The 18,641-nt window shown below is 32.4% G+C and carries 18 protein-coding genes; 7 read left to right on the top strand and 11 right to left on the bottom strand.

Annotated elements, in window-relative coordinates:
* Window positions 1-522 precede the first annotated feature (522 nt).
* From ACK4M9_RS19610 to ACK4M9_RS19580, 7 genes are all read right to left on the bottom strand, one after another.
* Window positions 523-783: a hypothetical protein gene (locus tag ACK4M9_RS19610; RefSeq protein ID WP_409854318.1), complete on the bottom strand. Its 261-nt coding sequence runs from the start codon at window positions 781-783 to the stop codon at window positions 523-525.
* A gap of 497 nt (window positions 784-1,280) precedes the next feature.
* Window positions 1,281-2,291, bottom strand: a complete 1,011-nt coding sequence (locus ACK4M9_RS19605; protein ID WP_409854316.1) for a DUF3231 family protein — start codon at window positions 2,289-2,291, stop codon at window positions 1,281-1,283.
* Window positions 2,292-3,216: 925 nt separating this feature from the next.
* Window positions 3,217-3,690, bottom strand: coding sequence for a hypothetical protein (locus tag ACK4M9_RS19600; protein ID WP_409854314.1), 474 nt, complete (start codon window positions 3,688-3,690; stop codon window positions 3,217-3,219).
* Between the two features lie 93 nt (window positions 3,691-3,783).
* Entirely contained in the window at window positions 3,784-4,143 is a 360-nt protein-coding gene (locus tag ACK4M9_RS19595; RefSeq protein WP_409854313.1) for a hypothetical protein, read from the bottom strand.
* Window positions 4,144-4,368: 225 nt separating this feature from the next.
* A complete protein-coding gene (gene lepB, locus ACK4M9_RS19590) occupies window positions 4,369-4,989 on the bottom strand; it encodes a signal peptidase I (protein WP_409854311.1) in 621 nt (206 codons plus the stop codon).
* Between the two features lie 114 nt (window positions 4,990-5,103).
* Window positions 5,104-5,466 carry a hypothetical protein gene (locus ACK4M9_RS19585; protein WP_409854309.1) on the bottom strand — a complete coding sequence of 121 codons (363 nt, stop codon included), beginning with the start codon at window positions 5,464-5,466 and terminating at the stop codon, window positions 5,104-5,106.
* Between the two features lie 436 nt (window positions 5,467-5,902).
* Window positions 5,903-6,055: a hypothetical protein gene (locus ACK4M9_RS19580; protein ID WP_409854308.1), complete on the bottom strand. Its 153-nt coding sequence runs from the start codon at window positions 6,053-6,055 to the stop codon at window positions 5,903-5,905.
* A 768-nt stretch (window positions 6,056-6,823) separates the two neighbouring features.
* Between ACK4M9_RS19580 and ACK4M9_RS19575 the strand changes: the two genes are divergently transcribed.
* The 3 genes from ACK4M9_RS19575 (at window position 6,824) to ACK4M9_RS19565 (ending at window position 8,553) form a co-directional block, all read left to right on the top strand.
* Entirely contained in the window at window positions 6,824-7,093 is a 270-nt protein-coding gene (locus ACK4M9_RS19575) for a helix-turn-helix domain-containing protein (protein ID WP_409854306.1), read from the top strand.
* 94 nt (window positions 7,094-7,187) lie between these two features.
* Complete coding sequence (locus tag ACK4M9_RS19570) at window positions 7,188-7,703, top strand: competence protein ComK (protein WP_409854305.1); 516 nt, start codon at window positions 7,188-7,190, stop codon at window positions 7,701-7,703.
* Window positions 7,704-7,731: 28 nt separating this feature from the next.
* Window positions 7,732-8,553 (top strand): hypothetical protein, encoded by an 822-nt coding sequence (locus ACK4M9_RS19565; protein ID WP_409854304.1) that lies wholly within the window; start codon window positions 7,732-7,734, stop codon window positions 8,551-8,553.
* A 375-nt stretch (window positions 8,554-8,928) separates the two neighbouring features.
* Here the strand turns inward: ACK4M9_RS19565 and ACK4M9_RS19560 are convergent, their stop codons facing one another.
* The 4 genes from ACK4M9_RS19560 to ACK4M9_RS19545 form a co-directional block, all read right to left on the bottom strand.
* Complete coding sequence (locus ACK4M9_RS19560; protein ID WP_409854303.1) at window positions 8,929-9,405, bottom strand: endonuclease NucS domain-containing protein; 477 nt, start codon at window positions 9,403-9,405, stop codon at window positions 8,929-8,931.
* 345 nt (window positions 9,406-9,750) lie between these two features.
* The gene (locus tag ACK4M9_RS19555) at window positions 9,751-10,689 is read right to left on the bottom strand and encodes an O-methyltransferase (protein ID WP_409854302.1); all 939 of its coding nucleotides are present in this window, start codon (window positions 10,687-10,689) and stop codon (window positions 9,751-9,753) included.
* Window positions 10,690-12,009 (bottom strand): ATP-binding protein, encoded by a 1,320-nt coding sequence (locus ACK4M9_RS19550; protein ID WP_409854301.1) that lies wholly within the window; start codon window positions 12,007-12,009, stop codon window positions 10,690-10,692.
* A 35-nt stretch (window positions 12,010-12,044) separates the two neighbouring features.
* Window positions 12,045-13,319 (bottom strand): SIR2 family protein, encoded by a 1,275-nt coding sequence (locus tag ACK4M9_RS19545; RefSeq protein WP_409854300.1) that lies wholly within the window; start codon window positions 13,317-13,319, stop codon window positions 12,045-12,047.
* 280 nt (window positions 13,320-13,599) lie between these two features.
* Between ACK4M9_RS19545 and dndB the strand changes: the two genes are divergently transcribed.
* Genes dndB through dndE form a run of 4 tightly spaced genes read left to right on the top strand, consistent with a single transcriptional unit; the run spans window position 13,600 to window position 18,639 of the window.
* Window positions 13,600-14,694: a DNA sulfur modification protein DndB gene (gene dndB, locus ACK4M9_RS19540; protein WP_409854299.1), complete on the top strand. Its 1,095-nt coding sequence runs from the start codon at window positions 13,600-13,602 to the stop codon at window positions 14,692-14,694.
* A gap of 3 nt (window positions 14,695-14,697) precedes the next feature.
* Window positions 14,698-16,257, top strand: a complete 1,560-nt coding sequence (gene dndC / locus ACK4M9_RS19535) for a DNA phosphorothioation system sulfurtransferase DndC (RefSeq protein ID WP_409854297.1) — start codon at window positions 14,698-14,700, stop codon at window positions 16,255-16,257.
* 13 nt (window positions 16,258-16,270) lie between these two features.
* A complete protein-coding gene (dndD, locus tag ACK4M9_RS19530; RefSeq protein ID WP_409854295.1) occupies window positions 16,271-18,274 on the top strand; it encodes a DNA sulfur modification protein DndD in 2,004 nt (667 codons plus the stop codon).
* Complete coding sequence (dndE, locus tag ACK4M9_RS19525) at window positions 18,271-18,639, top strand: DNA sulfur modification protein DndE (RefSeq protein ID WP_409854293.1); 369 nt, start codon at window positions 18,271-18,273, stop codon at window positions 18,637-18,639. Before dndD ends, dndE begins: the two co-directional genes overlap by 4 nt.
* Window positions 18,640-18,641: the final 2 nt, after the last annotated feature.

The following is an 18,641-nucleotide window of genomic DNA, read 5'->3' as shown; positions in this document are numbered from 1 at the left end:
TTATTATCTAGTGTGACCACACCACCAACTAGTGTAATGTTAATCCCTAGTAGCATCAGCTTCAAACCAGAAACCCCTTTTTTAATACGTCTTAAAATTAAAATTAAAAATATAACACTTAAACCTATTACTAGTGCTAAGAATTTAAATTCTGCTGGCACACTATCTCCCCTTTTTTCAATGAATTTATTTAACCTGATTCTTTACTTCAACTAATGCCCCCCATTACTTTAAGAACACACAAGACAAAAGACTATGAAAATTTAGAAAGATAAATTTCTACTATTTAATTTTTCCTATTCTAACCAATATTTAGTAATTTTTCATAAAAACTTGCCGATTGTTGGTAGTTCTTACATTAATATGCGTTTCAAATATACCTTTAATCATAGAACAATAATTCACCCTTTTTACCTATCATAATTAATTCAAGTCATTATTTAACTCTATTAACCTCCTCGTTTGTGAATAAATTCCACGAAAAAGGCGTTTATTCCTTCTTGAATAAACGCTTTCGTTAGTTCAATTTTCAGTAAAATGTTTTACAACTTCCCACGATGAATCCGTACCATCTAATTTTCTCCAAACTTGCCCATTAGTTGTGTCGTATAAGTAAAGCCATCCTTCATTTAATATTAATTCATACTGACTATTAATTGGCTGGTCAACAGTTATTGAACTTGGAAAATGAGGTTGCAAATTAGTAATGGCATTCGAAACAAGCCACGCAGCAATCACCAAAAATACACCAAGTAAACTAATTGATGCTGACAAACTCTTCACATAAATTCCCCCTATGAGTAATTAAAATAAATTGATTTTTTACTATCCTACTCGTTACTTTAAGTGAAGCACTTCACAATCTAAATTATTTTCATAAATAAATCATACCAGAAAATAACAAATAAGGTATGAAAAGAATTATTAAATTACTCTAATCTATGAGTAGTTAGTTGGTTTATTACTTGTTGCGTAGTAAGAGTCATATACGAAGAAAAGACGATCACTTAATAAACGTGATCGTCTTCTAATATTCAGCAGTATTGTTGTGCAGTATAAGATCCTTTTATAAATACTAGGAAATCAAAATCATAAATTTTATTTAATTCGTTTTCATTGTTTGTTGACGATCAAATGTACCTAGAGATTCTTCCATCCCTCCGTTAGTTATCATAATTTCAGCGGTACATTTGCATCATCATCAATTTCACCAATAAAACGAATTTAGTGAGACCACTTTGTTCATAAATTCCCTTCTATACAAATAACATATTATATTTCTATTTTTGTGATTTGATCAATTGATTTCGGTCTTCCATCTGAGGTGGTTCTTCCATCCAATGATGTTTCACCATTAACTGACCGCCTTTATTGGCAAACTGGTATACATCTTGGGAGAGTAACATTAACTTTAAAGGTAGATCACTTCGCATACTAAGGGCTATACCTAGCGCATTACTAGTTAATTGAAAGCCAGCTAGTGTGGTTGAGCAATACATCATTAATTTATCTGAAAATGGAGGTTCTTTTGAATCTGTTGGTCTTCCAGCCCATGTACTGGGAGTTTGAATATCACTTTGCTGTAGTATACTCGCAAAGTCAGAAACAATCTTTTTAGTAAGTTCTTTCCCTTTCATAAAATGGTCCCTAACTTCACTTTCTTTAGCTACTTGTGCAAAACCAGTCAATAGATTGGTTTCTACTATGTGACCCTCTATAGATTGATAAATGTGAGCAACTTCTACAGTATTTAAAGGTCGCTTATCTCCAAATAGCTTTATACCCTTCATATATTTTTTTTCCTCAACAAATTCTACTTCTTTGGGCATCGTAACATATGGGGAACGTGCTAATACTCCTTTTTCCAAAAGATATTCTGTACAAGCATCAAAGATTTCTTGAGAACTCGTTGATGACCGTTTAAAAAAATCTCTTACGTCTTTTCTGTACGTCATATCTAAGTGCAATGCATTTAGTCCTGAGCTTAGTTTCATCATAAGACGTAGAAACAAAATATCAAACATTTTATCGAACAAGGATTTTGCATCCTTATGGACATCTTTTTCATTAAAACCTGATGGAACAATAGCCCCTTCCCCCTTGAATATATCTTCTATTTCAGCCACAAATTTATTGTTTTCTTTGCAGTAGTTTACCATGATTTTTCTTGCAGCTCTATCTTCACTTTTTTCTATAAAATACTCTATCATATTAATCATCATTGTTTTTCTTTGGTATGTCATCCATAGTACTCCTAATTCACTTGATGTAATCGGGATTGAATTTTTCATATCTTATACTACTCCTCATTATACCTAAATTATTTTTAACTTTTCCTAAGTTCATAATAAAATAAAGAGTGCTTTATCTAACTCTGCATTTCTTAATTTCCACAAATAGATCTTTGCTACGCAGGAAAAAGTCTACTGCACAGCAAAAGGAGCTATTTTTTCATTTTTCTGTTTCTTCAACATTGGCTTTCGCTTAAGTGGATTAATTAACAGTATTATCCACATAATATAGTCAATTCGGCTTCAGCATTAGTATAACCTTTAAAATGATAAATCCAACGATTAACCCAGTAACTAAAAAAAGTATTGGTAAAAAACTGGACCTATAACCGTTTCAAACAAACGTATTTTAGCTGAAAATATTAAACCTATGGTTATGAAGAAAGCTCCGAATACAAATGGAAGATAAGTGTACTGGGTGGTTTCTCCTTCAGCATCGCTTAGGCATCCCACATTGCATACATGTATAAACACAAGACTTTTATTAAGAAAACTTTTGACTTGAATTACAAAAAATATAGTTTTATCCTATTATTTTGTTTCACAGTATGAAGTCTAATACGAAAAAACGATCACTTGAATTGTGATCGCCATTAGATTAGTTTTCGTTACAAGTATCGTTGTACTACGCAGTAAGTGAGTTTGTTGTTTTTTAGTAATTGTTTATCAACAAAAGCATTAATTACTTAAAGTACACCTCTTCACATATAATGAGTTTCAATTTAACACCAACCTTTTCATTTTACTTTCTCCTCATAAATATGTAGGGAGGCTTATACCACAAATATCTAATAATTTCATTCCTACTCGGTTTCCCTAAATTCATTACTTCGACAAGAAAAAGGAGATAACCTTTAGTCAGTTATCGCACATCGTATAGTGAAAATAGAAATGGATACTCATAGCATCTAAGAAGAGTAAAAAACTATTTATTGAGAGGAATTTCTGCAATTACCTTTACTCCATCCATAATAATTAAAGTACCATCTAATGCCTTTTGTTTAGCCGCTTCCAAATTAGTATCCTTCTTTATTTGATATTCTAAATGAAATTGACCTTCTTCTCCTGGTGTTATATAACCTGTTCCCCCACTACCTCTATTTACCATTTTCTTGTATTTTGTATTTTGTATTGTTTCCATTTCCATACAGTCAGCTAAACTGGGATTAGGTCTGACTGCCATATTTAAGCTTAAGGGGTGGTGCCCAGGATAATCTTCATTACCACCAACTGTATTTTTTCCAAGGTTCTTTATTTTAAAGTCATAACGCAACACTCGTTCTACTTTAATAAGAGTAACCTCTGCATCTGTAATTTTAAGAGTGGTGTTATTTGAGTCGAATCCAGTTAAAGACACTAATACAAAACACATAATCAAGAGTAAAAAAAAGCGTTTCATTAACAAACCTCCGATTGTTTTTGTTTAGTGTTTCGCAGTATTTTCTATATATACGCCTTTTAACAATCATTTGCAATACCTGTAACAAGAGATTCAAAATAACAGCCATCTTCCATCTTTTTCATGAATAGCAATACCATAATCTGAAAATATTTCCTCGTAGTTTTCCTTAAACATGTTCTTTAACGTATCAAAATCATATCCATCTTTCTCAATAGAACTTAAAGGTTGTTCAGCAGAAGGATCAGAAACAGGTATATAATTTATTTTGTTTTTATTAACCCTGTTTTTATTTTTAGCAAAGAGGAAGAAGAGTCCTGGTAATATAATCAATAGCCCCAATAGCAATCCTTGTCTTATAGAATAGCCTAGAAAAAATACAATTAAGCCAAACCATAATGCCATAATAATAAAGATTAAAGTAACGATAAAAATAACAAAACCTTTATACAAACAAAATCCCCCTATGATAAAACAAAAAAGTTAGAAGTCTTACTACCCTTCTAACCAAATTATACCATCCGCTATATATTTTTTTCATAACTATCTTTTAATAACCTGTTCTTATACTTCAATAAGAATAGAACAATCCCTGCTTCTTAAAGGATTGCACCCGTTAATTTAAGTACATTTCTTCACATATTAAAACTAATTATCAAATCGAATTACTTCTACCTATTAAAAATTATTTATCTTATTTAAAGGATAATACCTAAGAAGGGCTTTTCCTAAGACATTTTCTTTCGGGATAGGACCAACATTCCTACTATCCTCGCTACCATTTCTATTGTCACCCATTACAAATATATAGTTTTCTGGAACAACGATAGTTTCAAATGGTAATATCATTTCTTCTTTTATGTAACTTTCAACTAATTCAGTTCCATTACGGTACACGCTACCATCCTTGAATTCTATCGTATCTCCAGCTTCACCAATTACCCTTTTTACCCAATGTTTCTTTTCATCATCGTTCGTTCTAATTATCAAACTTACAATAGGACTTTCGAGGAGATTATCTTTTAATGTTCTTTTTCTATTAACACGACTATCAATAATAACAATTTCATTAAATTTTGGTTCTTCACCTAAGATGTACGCACTTTTGTAAATCAATACTCGGTCACCGATTTTATCTTTATTTATAGGGTCTTCTCCATCCAATGTTGGTTCCATAGAACTCCCACTAACTGTAAAAGGCTGAAATATAAATGCACTAACAATTATTGCGATTGACAATGCTATTAATAGTGCCTTACTCCAACTAAAAATTTCACCAATTACTTTGTGCCTTAACATATCTTTACCCCCAATTTTTAATTATTTGAATTTCAATACTTCTATTAATTGACATTACTCCTTGTTCAAGTAAACTGCTTCTTCAAGATACGCTCGTCGTTACTTTAACAACGGTTAGTCTTTATTTGTATAGTAGCCTTTTTCTGTGAACTTTTGGTAAGTGGCATTTTCTCTTTTTACGATAATAACCTTACTATCTTCGTTGGAAGAGTATATCTCTTCACCTACTTCTAAAAAGTTAGATGAAAAATCCTCTTTGGGCATGACTTCTATTGCTACCTTTTTTTGTACTTCTCCAATTTTTTCACCAAGAGTAAATTCATTATCTTTAATTTCTCCTTGCAAGTAATATTCTGTTCCATTTGCTATTAATATAGATGCATATGATATCTCTTTGGAAGGAGAACTACTACAACCACCGAGTAAAGTCATAAATAAAAGCATTATATAAAAAAAAAAAAGCACTTTCTTATACATAAAATTACCCCTTTGTTAATAGACTACAAATTTCAAATTACTGGACAAAATATAAATTCGTTCTTCAACTCTTCTGCTTCAAGAGTAAAAGAACAATTATGCTTGTTCCATAATCGCACTCGTCTGTTATATAAGAAAAGCAACCGCTATCGCTCGTTCTGAAACTTTAATAGTTTTTTAACAAAGAAGATGATCAAATCGAGTAAAATTCCGTAAATAATTCCTAAAAAAATCTTAAAGAAATATCCAAACCATAATACGTATCCATAAGCAAAAATCCAACTTCTATAAGGTTCGATATAAACAACTTTGTGAAGAATCGGATCAAGAAAAAACAATAAATTTTTGTCATCATATCCCAAATAATTGTATAAGCAAACAAATATACTAAAAATCGCGAACCAAAAAGTGAACAATCTTAAAATTTTCATGATTATTAGCCCATAGCAAACAGTAAAGCTAGTTGCCAACTCGCGATTGCTAATGGAATAACGGATACTAATTTAATCCAACTTTTCTTAGCAATAAAACCATTGGCTAAAATAACTAGACCTAATATTAACACTCCAATTATAGTTAAAAATGTCATTGTAATTCCCTCCCCTTATATACAAGTTTTAAACTAAACATCTTTTGTATTATTATTACTTAATTAGACGAATGAGATTGCCTTAAAGTTTCAGTTTCTTCTTCAACTATTGCATTACTTGAATAACTGTTGTTTTAATTTTAACACTAACTTCCTTTTGTACATCATAAAAAATGCGTTCCTGTAATAAATTACTAAACTACTCGTATCTATAGTTGTTGGTAAATTACTTTTTGCACAGTAGGAGTCTGCTGCGTAATACAGTAGTTATCTAGGTCCCTTTGCAGAAGACTGAACTTACTAAAAGTAAATCGAAATTTTTATAAATATATAATTCTCAAGTCTATGACTTTATTACTGCTATAACCAGAAGGATTCAGTGATAAACAGTCTGTCATCCTTCGGTAAACACGATGTCGCATTTCAATGGCTGTAATCACGAAAAAACATTAAAAGACAACAACAACTACTACTAGATTTTGGGGAACATATAAAGAATACGTGAATTAAATACTTTGCTTATATGAAGTCTGTTAATCTTAACTGGCTTTTTTTGTGTTTTTCTTTATCAAAAATCAGCTTATGGACAATGAAGTCAAATGATTAAACATTGATTTGATTGCTTACACCTCTGTTTTTTCAGCAGAATTTTACAAAAAACTGTAATATTTTCACCTTTTTTTCATAAAAATAAGTAGTTACATACTATAGTTTGTAAGTTTTATTTCAGTTATTTTTCATAATGTTAGTAAAAGGAATGTAAAATAATTGAAACCAAGAGTAGTCAGGACTTCCGAGTTAGGTAAATATATTAAAGCTAATAGAGAAAAGAAAGGTTGGTCACAGGATAAGCTAGCGTCTAAAGTTGGTCTTACCCAGCAATACTTAAGTGATCTTGAGTTGGGAAAACGTAATTTTTCAAATGATGTATTACTATTAATTGCTGTTTCATTAGACACTACCCCTTCTGAATACTGGCTCAAATTTGAGCAAGAAGTCCTACCAGACATCAAAAAAAACCTCAAAGAACAGGAGTAATATTACTCCTGTCTCCAAAATCTTCTTTCTAGAATACGAAATTCAATCATTATCGCTACTTTGCAAACCATCTATCATTAAGGAGTGTTTAAAATTGAATACTATTATCCTAGCAAACTATCGTGTGAACAAAGATACAATGGCCCTCCTCTCAGTTGCACATCCAGACTATCACACCATCGCTATTGAAACCGATCGCAAGCTTTACATCCGAAAAACACCGTTTCAACTCATCAAAGCCGCTTGCTTAAAGGGTGGCTCCACGTATGAAGGAAGACGAGCAGCCGTTACGTACCTTACAGGGGCGAAACACAAAGTACCAATTCCAATCAATCCATTCGAACAAATCTACGCGTTTCCAACCTCTTCACCTACGCAATTTGAATGCTGCTGGATCTTCCACAATCATGTCGAAACAATTTCACGTTATCAGCAAAATAAAACATTGATTACTTTCAAGAACGAGCAGCAATTAAAGCTCCCTGTTTCCTACTATAAGCTTGAAAAACAAATGTATAGAACTGCTCAATGCATCATCCGCTTTACACATTTTTCGAACGAAAAACCCTTCTGTATGCCTCGCAATATCCCGGAACTGATCCACTATTAAATCTAATACCCGAGAAAGGAACATCTCCATGAAATCAGGCCACATTAACCAATTCGCTCATTTAAGTCAATTTACATCAGTTCATGAATTTAACGAAACGATTAAACATGTCGTAGAAAAATACGAAACGCATTTTACGAAAAGTGAACATCTGGCATTCTTACAGCTAACTCGCTTCAGCGTCAAAATCATCGGCGTCTGCAATGCTCGCATCTGTAAATTAGTCGAAGCCACACAAGACAAAATGGGCGGGGTCTCCCGCTCGACCTTTGAGAGAATGCTCCGAAAAGCAAAACAACTAAGCATCCTCTCCATCTACCATACAACTCGCGAAAAAGGCGGTTTCTCACACAACGTCTATATCTTTCACCGATTTGACGGAGCGCAACCAGAAAAATTGACAGAGCGCGAAGAACCGTCAAAACTTGCAACATCAACGGTTCAAACCAAAGAAACACCTACTGAAACTATTTATTTTGAAACTAAAACAAAAATAAAAGATCTTCGTCCTATAACACTAGAAGAACTAGATTATACATACGTCCCAAGCTACGTTCCAGTAACCTTTGTCAAAGTAGTCAAACCATTTTTCGATCGAGCAAAAGATATTTGTCAGTTGTGGGACCGGGCATTAATGGCTTATCGATCGCAAAAATTGAATGATTCAATTGAACGATTCCTCCCAACAATCATTAAAAGCTTTAAAGATTCGGTTTACCAGTGGAAACGAAACAAAATTAAGTCTAGCTTTATTCCGTATTACTACGGGACAGTCGTTGGAATGTTGGCGGTGGAGAATCGGAGAATACATGCAAAGAGCAAACAACATTTGCATTGGTTGTATTGTTAGATGCCTAGGTACAACTCGAACTAGGAAAGTAAAGACTAGCAAAATGAAGGATACCCTCCACTGCTCAGATCGTGAGTTTAGACGATAAAAAAAGAAGAGGCAATCTATAAACCTCCTCTTGTAAAAAAGATTTCTATTAATTTTCATTGGCTGGTGAAACAAGATTATTCGGGGGGCACAGTGACGTGGGATCTACTGTACCTGTATTCTCTCGTTTAGCGGAATTAAAGAAGCAACAGCTCTGTCCCCTTGCTTCTCTCATGAAATAATAAGAACTACAGCCAAAGCCATAGTTCTTAAATACCTAACTTCTATTCTATTAATTAAAACAGAGCGATTGAAGTATTGAAGTTACTTACGATTTCTTTCAACTGACTATAGTAAAAAATTGAATTTCTTCTTGAAGGTCGAATTCTCAGATTTCAATAGTTCAATTTCTCGATAAAGCCCCTCTATCGATTTAGTCTGCTGGGCCTTATGTTTGTTAAACTCTTTGAAGCTTACACTATTATAGATTGATAAGTAAGAGGCGATCGTAGCTTCAGATACTTCCTTGTACTCAAAGCCTCTTTTGATTAAACCATCTTTCAAACAGTCCAAAAAAGTAAATCCTACTGACATGAATCTTGCATTAGGATCATTAACTAAAACATCATATCTCATTAATTGCCCTACAGCCTTATCTTTGACGTCTAACTTTACCTCAACGTATAAGTCGTTCCCATATCTATCTTCAAAAAGAAGATCACATCTTTTCCCACTAAGGACCACTTCACGTCCTTTAAAAGTTAAGCCCTCCTCAATAAAGTTAGGGTTCAAGATTAACGCTCTCGTTAAATCAGCTTCATACATACCTGCATTCCCTTTTCAATGATTATTTTAGCCTTCTACTTTATAAATACATGATTGATTGATAAAGGGGGATAACGTTTTTAATATTTTTTTCAATTTTTCTATATGCAGCAGTGCAACAGGGACTACCCTAGTTTTATGGCCATCACCGTACATAAAAGAGGTCTTGTAATGACAACACCTCTTGAAATATTTGTTATGGGGCTAAATAATTCACTTTGTAATTGATTAATGTTTATTCAACAAAACTATTTACAAATGCAACATCATAAACTAGCAGAAGGAACCCATCTTTTCAAATAAACATTCATATAAATAGCAACATTGAAAAACATCCTACATTATTCAAATTTCAGTCTCAGCAAAATTAGGAAAATAGCGATAGTAACCAGCGTATTTTTCTATATCTCTTTTTTTAACTCCAGGTAAGGTCAAGCTACTAAAATCTTCACTAGGTAATTGAGTGTCCAATAATCGTATTTCTTTATAAGTTAAACTTGGTACGTCAATTAAATATCTTTCTTCACTAGTCTTAACAAAAGATAAATTCTCAAAAGTGCATTTTAAATACTTCCCTTCTTCCGCTTCTTCATATAATAAGCCACCTATAGTTAACATTTTTGCATTATCTTTATAGTTAAAATTAAATAATTGTTGAAACTTGAATTTATTTCCTCTTGGTCTAATACCATTCCTTTCCATAAGTGTTTCTTCAATTTGCGATAGAATTATTTTTCTTGTCTCTTTTGCGACTCCCCATCCCTCTAGATCCTCTTCCTTCAGGTAATCTGGCATCTTATCATGTAATGCATCTTTCATTCTTTCTACCCTTGTTCCAAGAGGGTAATGTACATTACATGAAAGAATTAACATAGAACCAGAGACCATACTCCCAATTAAATATTTTACATCTAGCAATTTATCTTGATCTAAGCTATCATCATAATCTAACCAAACTATGGTTTTATGGTCCCAATCTAACTTAGGTATAACTTCATTGGAAACTCCAGGTACCCACTCAATACATTTAAAGGGCAGATTTAACTCAAATCTTTCCTTATTTGATTCATCTTGTTCTATACTAACCATCTTGGAAATACCTAGTGTTTTATGAAACAAGATAAAATCGCTAAAAAAAGTTGAACCAAAACCAACATACCTATAGGATTCTATTAAAGCAAATTCGTTTAATCTTCTAAAAGCATCACAAAGCATTTTTCTCTCAATTGATTTTGCAGGACGAATTCTATAATTTATATTTTCATAGCTTGATTTATTACTCATTTAGTCATCACACTCCATTCTGTAAAAATAATCAAATGTCTTCTCTCCAACCTCTTTCAATGTAGTTACCTTTAGTACACTCTTAACTTTCAATATTTCCGATATCGGTTTAACGTATTGTATTTTCTGAGTATCATTCGGTTTACGAATTCTTACCAATTGTGGAGCTGTGAATTTCGGTGCTAACTCATCAGTCTTCAAGAAAGAAATCCTTTCATTTTTCGCTACATCTATTTTATCATTAAGGGAAAAATCATTTAAAATTTCGTCATCATCTTCCTCTTGATTTTCTTTAACTAAATCTTTTAAAAAGTCGATAACTGTTCTCCCAATTTTTATCATTTCTAAACGTATTCCCCTATATATTAGAGAATCTTGGTCAATACCACTTTTAGTTGTATTCCAGGGTAAAATATCCGCATCCTTTGCGTCTATAAAGACATAGCCTCTAAACCTTGCGAATGAATTATGAAAAAGGGGAAATCCATCTCCCCACCCTGTTACAAGAGTACGGTCTGCTTCTAAAATTAGTCTTTGGTTACAATAAATATACCACCCTGCTTCCTTTGGTTTCCCCCGATCGGTTATACCTGCATATATCTTAATACTAATCCCACCTTCGATTTCGAAGGTGCAATAGGCTGGTTTAATTTCATCTGATATCAATAAATAAGAGGGATTAAATTCAAGATCTTGCCCATTTATTGAGATAATTAATCCCTTTTCAAGCATTTTTTCGTGTGAGGCCTTAATTTCTTTTTTTAAGGTATTAATAAAAGTTGATTGTTCAAATTGTTTCGCTATATCTTCATAAATATTATACATAGTTATCTTCGTACCAAAATTGTCAGTCGTAGGATTTCCGTTAATATAATCAAATTTAAACTGCCAATCATTACTTTCATCTTGCTTCCATTCATTAACATCAACACTAATGGAAAATTCTGAACTAGAACACACACTTTTTACGGTGAAATTTTTACCGATTTTAAAAAGTGCTCTCTTCATTCCGACACCAAATCTACCAACTGAATTATCTACTTTATTTTCAGCTAGTTCAGTTCTACCAAATCTAAATGCATATTTTGCTGCAACTTCTGAAGAAAACCCGCCACAGTTATCTGTAATTTCAAAACTTTTGCTACTTAATGTTAGGTCAACACGCAGTCCTGTATAGTCTCCATTTTTTCTTATTTTAATTGCACCATCTACACAATTATCAACAAGATCTGCAATTGCATTTATTAAACTAATATCTTTAACTAACATTGATATAAAAAAATCCTTTGTTGGGTTTGCATTAACTTTTTCAACTGACATAGAAGTTCCTCCAATAAATTAAAATTTTAATTAATCTAATCAGTTACTATCTTCTTTAAAATACCTGGTATTTCGGCATGATCTTCATACCATACAATACGTATTCCTAACTTTTCGAAAGCTTTCTCCCTTGTTGAATGAAAATCCTCCATAAAACACTCCGTTAACCCTGGTGAGAGATTTAGTTTATTTAAATCCCTTTCTTCAATCTCATCCATATCTATCCTCTGCATTAATGCAAAATGTTTAATATTATTAGCATTTCGACGAGCTGAGATATCTAATATCCTCCTCATATTTGGATCTTTCATAGAAAGACCAATAAATAGGCATACATTTTCTTTTAATACATATAGCTGAATTATATTTGACCAGGAATAAGAATCTGTATAAATAGTGTGATATGCTTGTTCACTAAATACAATAAGATTATCTTTTAAATCATCATAGGAACTATCATTTTGAGGCAGATAGCCGTGGACATGAAAAACTGGAAGTTCGTTTGGATTAATCTCATCATTTTCTCTAAATACTGGTTTGTGATCCACTGGAATATCTCTGAGATGTTGTTCTAATAAATCATCAAAGTTAAATGTAACGACTGACCTAATTCTATATTTCCCCCTATGATTACAAAGCTTAGCTAACCAAACCAAAGTCTCAGAAGTATATTTTCTTTGTCGTTTTCCGTATAAAGCCTCTCTTATCCTTTTAGAAAAGGCCGCCGGTGAATTTAGAGCAGACTCAAGAAAATATGCATTTGTAATAGGAGAATCGTCATTTAGGTGTTTTAATAATTCAGTTAATGATTTTTTCTCTCGTTCATCAATTTTTTTCTCAAAAAGCTTTCCTCCGAAGTTCTTACTACACATATGCCTAATTAAGGAAGCGTTTAATTTATCTAATAAAGCCCCCCAGCCTGGAAAACCTGCTGAAGTAGAAACACCTGAACCTATAAACAATGAAAGTTGATCTCTCCTAAAGAAATCTCGAATTTCTTCTAAATAATCCTCTCTTTTTTTTATCCAATTGCTTTGTTCTGACTCTGTTAAAACTAGAGGAGATGATTTTTCTACATTAGATAATAAATCAAATTTATTATCAATTTTAATAAAATACTTATCCTTTGAACTATGAGTACCTGTATACCCCTTCATATGTCTTTTTATTTGTAGTTTAAGAACAGCTACTTCATTGGAAGTATTAAATATGTACCATCCATTTTTATTTATTGTATCTAATATCTCTTCTACTGTAGATGGTTTATCTAACTCTTTCAAAGCAAGGATGGAAGCTTCATAAATTCTCAATCTATAACACCTCAATTCAAGTTAACAGATTTCACCTTCTATTAATCAATAAAACAATTCTTACATAATATAACAAAATTCTATCACAATAGAAATTGTTTTCTTTAATGTGTTTAAAGTGATTTCCTAATTCCACTATTAATTAAAGAAACTTTACTAATAAATATTTAGACATATACTTTTTTACATTTCCACAAATATCGACTAATTTATTGTACTAAATAACTTTTTTAGCTATAATCAAAGTATAATATTACGTACGTAAAAAGGAGTGTTTACTTTGGAAACTGGTTTTAGTTATACGTTCCCAGCTTTAAGAGGATGGCAGGCAAGCCGTGAGTATTATGTTGTTATGGTCCCTTTGAGATTAATTCCGAAGATTTTCCTATTTGACGAAGATGAAATTCCACCTGAGCATCGTGCACAAAGAATTATTAACAGGTCAAGGGTTCCAGAAATCGCCAATTACATACTGGAAAACCAAAAAGACTACGTATTCTCTTCCCTAACAGCTTCCGTAGACGGTGAAGTTAAGTTTTATCCATTTTCTGAAGATAATCAATTTAAAGACTTAGGTAATCTAGTAATCTCTCTAGAAGCACGCTTCCTAATCAACGATGGTCAACACCGAAGAGCAGCCATTGAAGAAGCTCTCAAAGTTGCCCCAGAACTTGGTAAAGAAAACATTTCGGTTGTATTTTTTCAAGACAGCGGCTTAAAAAAATCTCAGCAAATTTTTGCGGACCTAAATAGACATGCGGTTAACACTACTTCGTCTATAGGTATTTTATATGATCACCGTGATCAACTAGCAATGTTAACTAAAGAGCTAATAGCTGAACTACCACTACTAACTAGATATACGGATAAAGAAAAAGTTTCATTATCAAAGAACTCCCCAAAGATATTTGCATTAAGCAATATTCATAACACAAACCAAAGGTTATTAAACAAGAAAAAAGGTGAGTTTATCTCAGATGAAGAAAGAAGGTTTATTCACGATTTTTGGCTTGAACTAACGTCCTCAATCACAGAATGGCAGCAAGTAATGCAGAAGGAATTAAATGCTAGAGAACTACGAGCAAACTACGTTGTTGCTCATGGTGTATTTTTAGAAGCAATAGGTATTATAGGTCGTTATCTATATTTAAATTATCCTAGTGAATGGAAAACATATATTAATAGTCTTTCAAACATTGACTGGAGTAGAGAAAATTCTGTAGACTGGATGGGTCGTGCTTATGGACATAGCGGCCGAATTAGTAAAACGAATCAAACGATTCAACTTACTGCTAATTTAATTAAACAGAAATTATCACTTCCATTGACTGAACAAGAGAAGGAATTAGAAAAAATCTTAAAGATAGGTGTTTAATATATGAATATTATTAGTAATCTGCTAAAAAATGAAACTCCACAAATAACAGCTTCCAAAACGTTAATCAAAGAAATGTATCTATCTGATGATACACCTTGGGTTGTTGGCTATAGTGGAGGTAAAGATTCTACAGTAGTAATACAACTTGTTTTTGAAGCATTATCTGAGCTTCACGCTGAACAACTACACAAAAAGGTATACGTGATCTCATCGGATACCTTAGTTGAAACACCGTTAATTATCTCATCCATAAATAGTACGTTAAGAAGAGTTCAGAAGTATGCTTTAGAGCAAGGTCTTCCTATTGAAACTCATAAAGTAAAACCTGAACCTGAAAAAAGCTTTTGGGCAAATATTATTGGAAAAGGATATCCATCACCAAATCAAAAGTTCCGTTGGTGTACAGACCGTCTTAAAATCGAACCAGCAAATAACTTTATTTTAGATAAAGTCTCAAAGTTTGGGAAAGTAATCATGGTTTTAGGAGTACGTGATAATGAAAGTGCTACACGTGCAAACGTTATGAAGTCGCATACTGTTGAAGGAAAGGTGTTAATGCGCCACTCTACCCTCTCAAATGCATTTGTGTTTGCTCCGATTAGAGACTTTACAACTGATGATGTGTGGCATTATTTGCTTAACTTCGTTTGTCCCTGGGGCGACGATAATAAGGAATTGCATAAACTATACATGGATTCATCTAGTGGAGAATGCCCTCTCGTTATTGATAAGTCAATTAAAGAAGAAGCTGGCTCTTGTGGTAATAGTAGATTCGGATGTTGGACTTGTACTGTTGTAACTGAAGACAAAGCTTTAAATGGATTTATTGAAAATGGTGAGGACTGGATGAAACCTCTTCTCGAATTTCGAAACTGGTTAGCAGACATTAGAGATGTTCCTGAATACCGACAAAAGTATCGCATGAATGGCCAAGTCTACTTTAAGGATGCAAAAGTAGAATTAATTGATGGAGAACTGTTCGTAATTATCCCTAAAAAGTCACGAAAAAAACTAGAGAAACTACCTTTATCTCAATTCGTCGTAATTTCTAAAGCAGAATTAAAGGATTATCTAATTACAAACAATATTGATCTTGGGTCTGTAAAAGAACTAAATCTCCTTATTAAGGAAGGCGAAACGTATATGCGTTTAGGCCATGGGCCATTTACACTTGAAGCAAGACAATTAATACTAAGAAAATTGCTAGAAACACAATTAAACCTCAATCATCCTAAGGAAACAAACTTTGAACTTATTAAAGAAGATGAATTAAAAGTTATACGTCGATACTGGTTAGACAATGGGGATTGGAGTGATCTAGTTCCTAAAATCTTTAGTGAAGTTATGGGGTATGATTTAGATTGGGAATATGATGATAAACCATTATTCGATGCTGAGCAATTAACTGACTTAGAATTACTATGCGAAGAGATGCAAGTAGATATGAAACTATTAAAGAAACTATTGTCTATCGAGCGAGAATTTAGCGGATACAAGGTTAGAAGAGGTTTATCACAGGAATTAGAAAAGGCATTAAAGCAAGATTATTTACATTTATAAATGAGGGGTCCCTATGCAACTTACAAAAATTACATTAGTAAACATTGGCGCTTATAGAGGCATTAATGAAATTCACTTATCTATTCCATCACCAGATCAAAACGTCATTTTATTTGGTGGCGAAAATGGAGCTGGAAAAACAACACTGCTGAATTCAATTAGATTAGCATTATTTGGTAGTTTTGTATACGGGTATATGACCGAAAACGATAAATATTTAAAAGAAGTATTTGGATTTCTAAATAAAAATGCAGTTAAGGAAAACGATAATCGATTCCAAATTATTTTAGAATTCAGTGAAGTAGAAAATTATAAACGTAACTTTTACAAATTTAATCGTAGCTGGACTCTTTCAAAAGGTGTCATTAAAGAACAGTTTAACATTATAAAAAATGGTGACCACTTATCAGATCTTGATAAAGAAACATATCATTCTAAACTAAAAGAAACTATGCCTCCAGAGCTATTCAATATGTGCTTATTTGATGGTGAAGAAATTTCAAGAATAGTGAATGATAATAGATTGGCAGAGCATCTCTTCTCTGCAGCTAAAGTTCTGTTTAATCTTAATATGTTTGAAAACCTTGAAACAGACTTAGATCAATTCATGAAACACTCGAACGAGCAGCGTGAATTATCCGGGGATGAAGCTAAACTATTATCATTAAATGAAGATCTAGAGAATTTAAATACCATGTTAACTACAAATAATAAAACCCTAAATATAAATGAGAACAAAATAGCTGGTTATAAAGAAAAGCTAACTCAATTAAAAAAGGACTTTGAAGTTCATGGCGGATTGATAAAGGAAGAGCGTGATCACCTCCTTTCACAAGTTAACGAAATTGAAAATAATCGTAAACAAAATAGTGATCAGGTTCGAGAATTTGTATCCACCCTCTTTCCTCTTTACTTAAACCGTGATTTGTTGAAAAAAGTAAAGACACAAATGAATCAGGAAAAAACTCACGAAATTCTTGATTTTCTTGATAACGGATTATCAGATGACAAAGTTTCTATACTATTATCTAAAATTGAAGATACAGGAGCTATAAAAGTTAATAAGCGAGAAGAACTTCAATCACAGTTCAAGAATGAGTTTTTAAACTTATTTAGCACTGAAAATGATCATTACATTCATCGAGCATCCTTTTCACAAAGAAGTGAAATTGAAAATATAGTTTCACAAGTTGAGAAACTTTCTATCTCAGCTTATAGAGACAAAATTACTAATAATCAAGAGTTATTAAATGTTACTTCATCCTTAAGAAAGCAAATTGATACCAATGATAAAACTAATGATTTCAAGGAAATCCTCTCAGAGATTGATGAGCTCAATCAAAACATAATAATACTTGAGCAGAAACAAAATGAAATACATGAAGCAAATCTTGCCCTTAATGAAAAAATACTTGGATCTGAAAAAGAGAGTGAAACGTTAAAGCAAAAATTAAAGGCGTCTACCAAAAATAAAAACGCGTTCATAATCTCATCTCAAATTATTGATTTAAGTAAGAGATTTAGGCAGCAACAGTTACAGAAAAAAATACATGAGGTTCAAATTCAGGCTACAAAGATGTTAAATTCGTTAATGCGAAAAAAGGATTATGTCTCTTCAATTCATATAGATATATCCAACTTTAATATTACGTTATTCAATCAAACTAAAGATGAAATTTATAAAGAAAGATTATCATCAGGTGAAAAAGAAATTTTACTTCTTTCTATTGTTTGGGCAATGTTTAAATCTTCTGGTCGTAGGCTACCGTTTATTTTTGATACCCTACTCGGACGTTTAGATAAGACTCATAAAAATACTGTCTTAACACAATTAATCCCTATGTGTGGCGAGCAAGTAATCATTCTCTCTACTGATACTGAAATTGATCCAGTTCATTACAACTTAATTACTCCACGGATCTCAAAAGAGTACATGTTAGAGTTTATGATTGAAACGGAACAGGTCAAAATCCATAATAATTACTTTAATTTTAATCAAGTGGAGGTAGCAAAATGAATTTCAGATTAAAAACAACAAAATATACCTCCGATAAATTAAAACAACTTCAATCAACAACCAGTATCACGCCTAATATATTGTCAAGAATGGCTGTCTCATTGTCTCTAAATCAGAATGAAGTCCCTGAAATACCAAAACCAGAAGCTGGTGGTTTAGAATTTAACCGTAATACTTTAACTGGAGAATATGACTTCATCTATAAAGCAATGATCACCCAGCACGCAGATAGAGAAATTTCAGATGATGATTATTTCCCTAACCTCTTTAATGCTCATTTAGAGCGTGGTATAAGACTTTTATCAAACGAGTATCAGCATGCTGGTAATTACGATAAATTCTTGATAAATCTATTTGATAACTAAAA

Source organism: Anaerobacillus sp., from assembly GCF_046314235.1.
In the GTDB taxonomy this organism is placed as follows: domain Bacteria; phylum Bacillota; class Bacilli; order Bacillales; family Anaerobacillaceae; genus Anaerobacillus.
The sequence above is the reverse complement of the archived record's forward strand: the minus strand, read 5'-3'. Positions and strand labels throughout refer to the sequence as shown.

Coding starts and splice junctions, on each gene's coding strand:
- ACK4M9_RS19605 (WP_409854316.1), bottom strand. CDS start 2,291: ATGAAAAATTCAATCCCGATTACATCAAGTGAATTAGGAGTACTATGG.
- ACK4M9_RS19600 (WP_409854314.1), bottom strand. CDS start 3,690: ATGAAACGCTTTTTTTTACTCTTGATTATGTGTTTTGTATTAGTGTCT.
- lepB (WP_409854311.1), bottom strand. CDS start 4,989: ATGTTAAGGCACAAAGTAATTGGTGAAATTTTTAGTTGGAGTAAGGCA.
- ACK4M9_RS19585 (WP_409854309.1), bottom strand. CDS start 5,466: ATGTATAAGAAAGTGCTTTTTTTTTTTTATATAATGCTTTTATTTATG.
- ACK4M9_RS19580 (WP_409854308.1), bottom strand. CDS start 6,055: ATGACATTTTTAACTATAATTGGAGTGTTAATATTAGGTCTAGTTATT.
- ACK4M9_RS19565 (WP_409854304.1), top strand. CDS start 7,732: ATGAAATCAGGCCACATTAACCAATTCGCTCATTTAAGTCAATTTACA.
- ACK4M9_RS19560 (WP_409854303.1), bottom strand. CDS start 9,405: ATGTATGAAGCTGATTTAACGAGAGCGTTAATCTTGAACCCTAACTTT.
- ACK4M9_RS19555 (WP_409854302.1), bottom strand. CDS start 10,689: ATGAGTAATAAATCAAGCTATGAAAATATAAATTATAGAATTCGTCCT.
- ACK4M9_RS19550 (WP_409854301.1), bottom strand. CDS start 12,009: ATGTCAGTTGAAAAAGTTAATGCAAACCCAACAAAGGATTTTTTTATA.
- dndC (WP_409854297.1), top strand. CDS start 14,698: ATGAATATTATTAGTAATCTGCTAAAAAATGAAACTCCACAAATAACA.
- dndD (WP_409854295.1), top strand. CDS start 16,271: ATGCAACTTACAAAAATTACATTAGTAAACATTGGCGCTTATAGAGGC.
- dndE (WP_409854293.1), top strand. CDS start 18,271: ATGAATTTCAGATTAAAAACAACAAAATATACCTCCGATAAATTAAAA.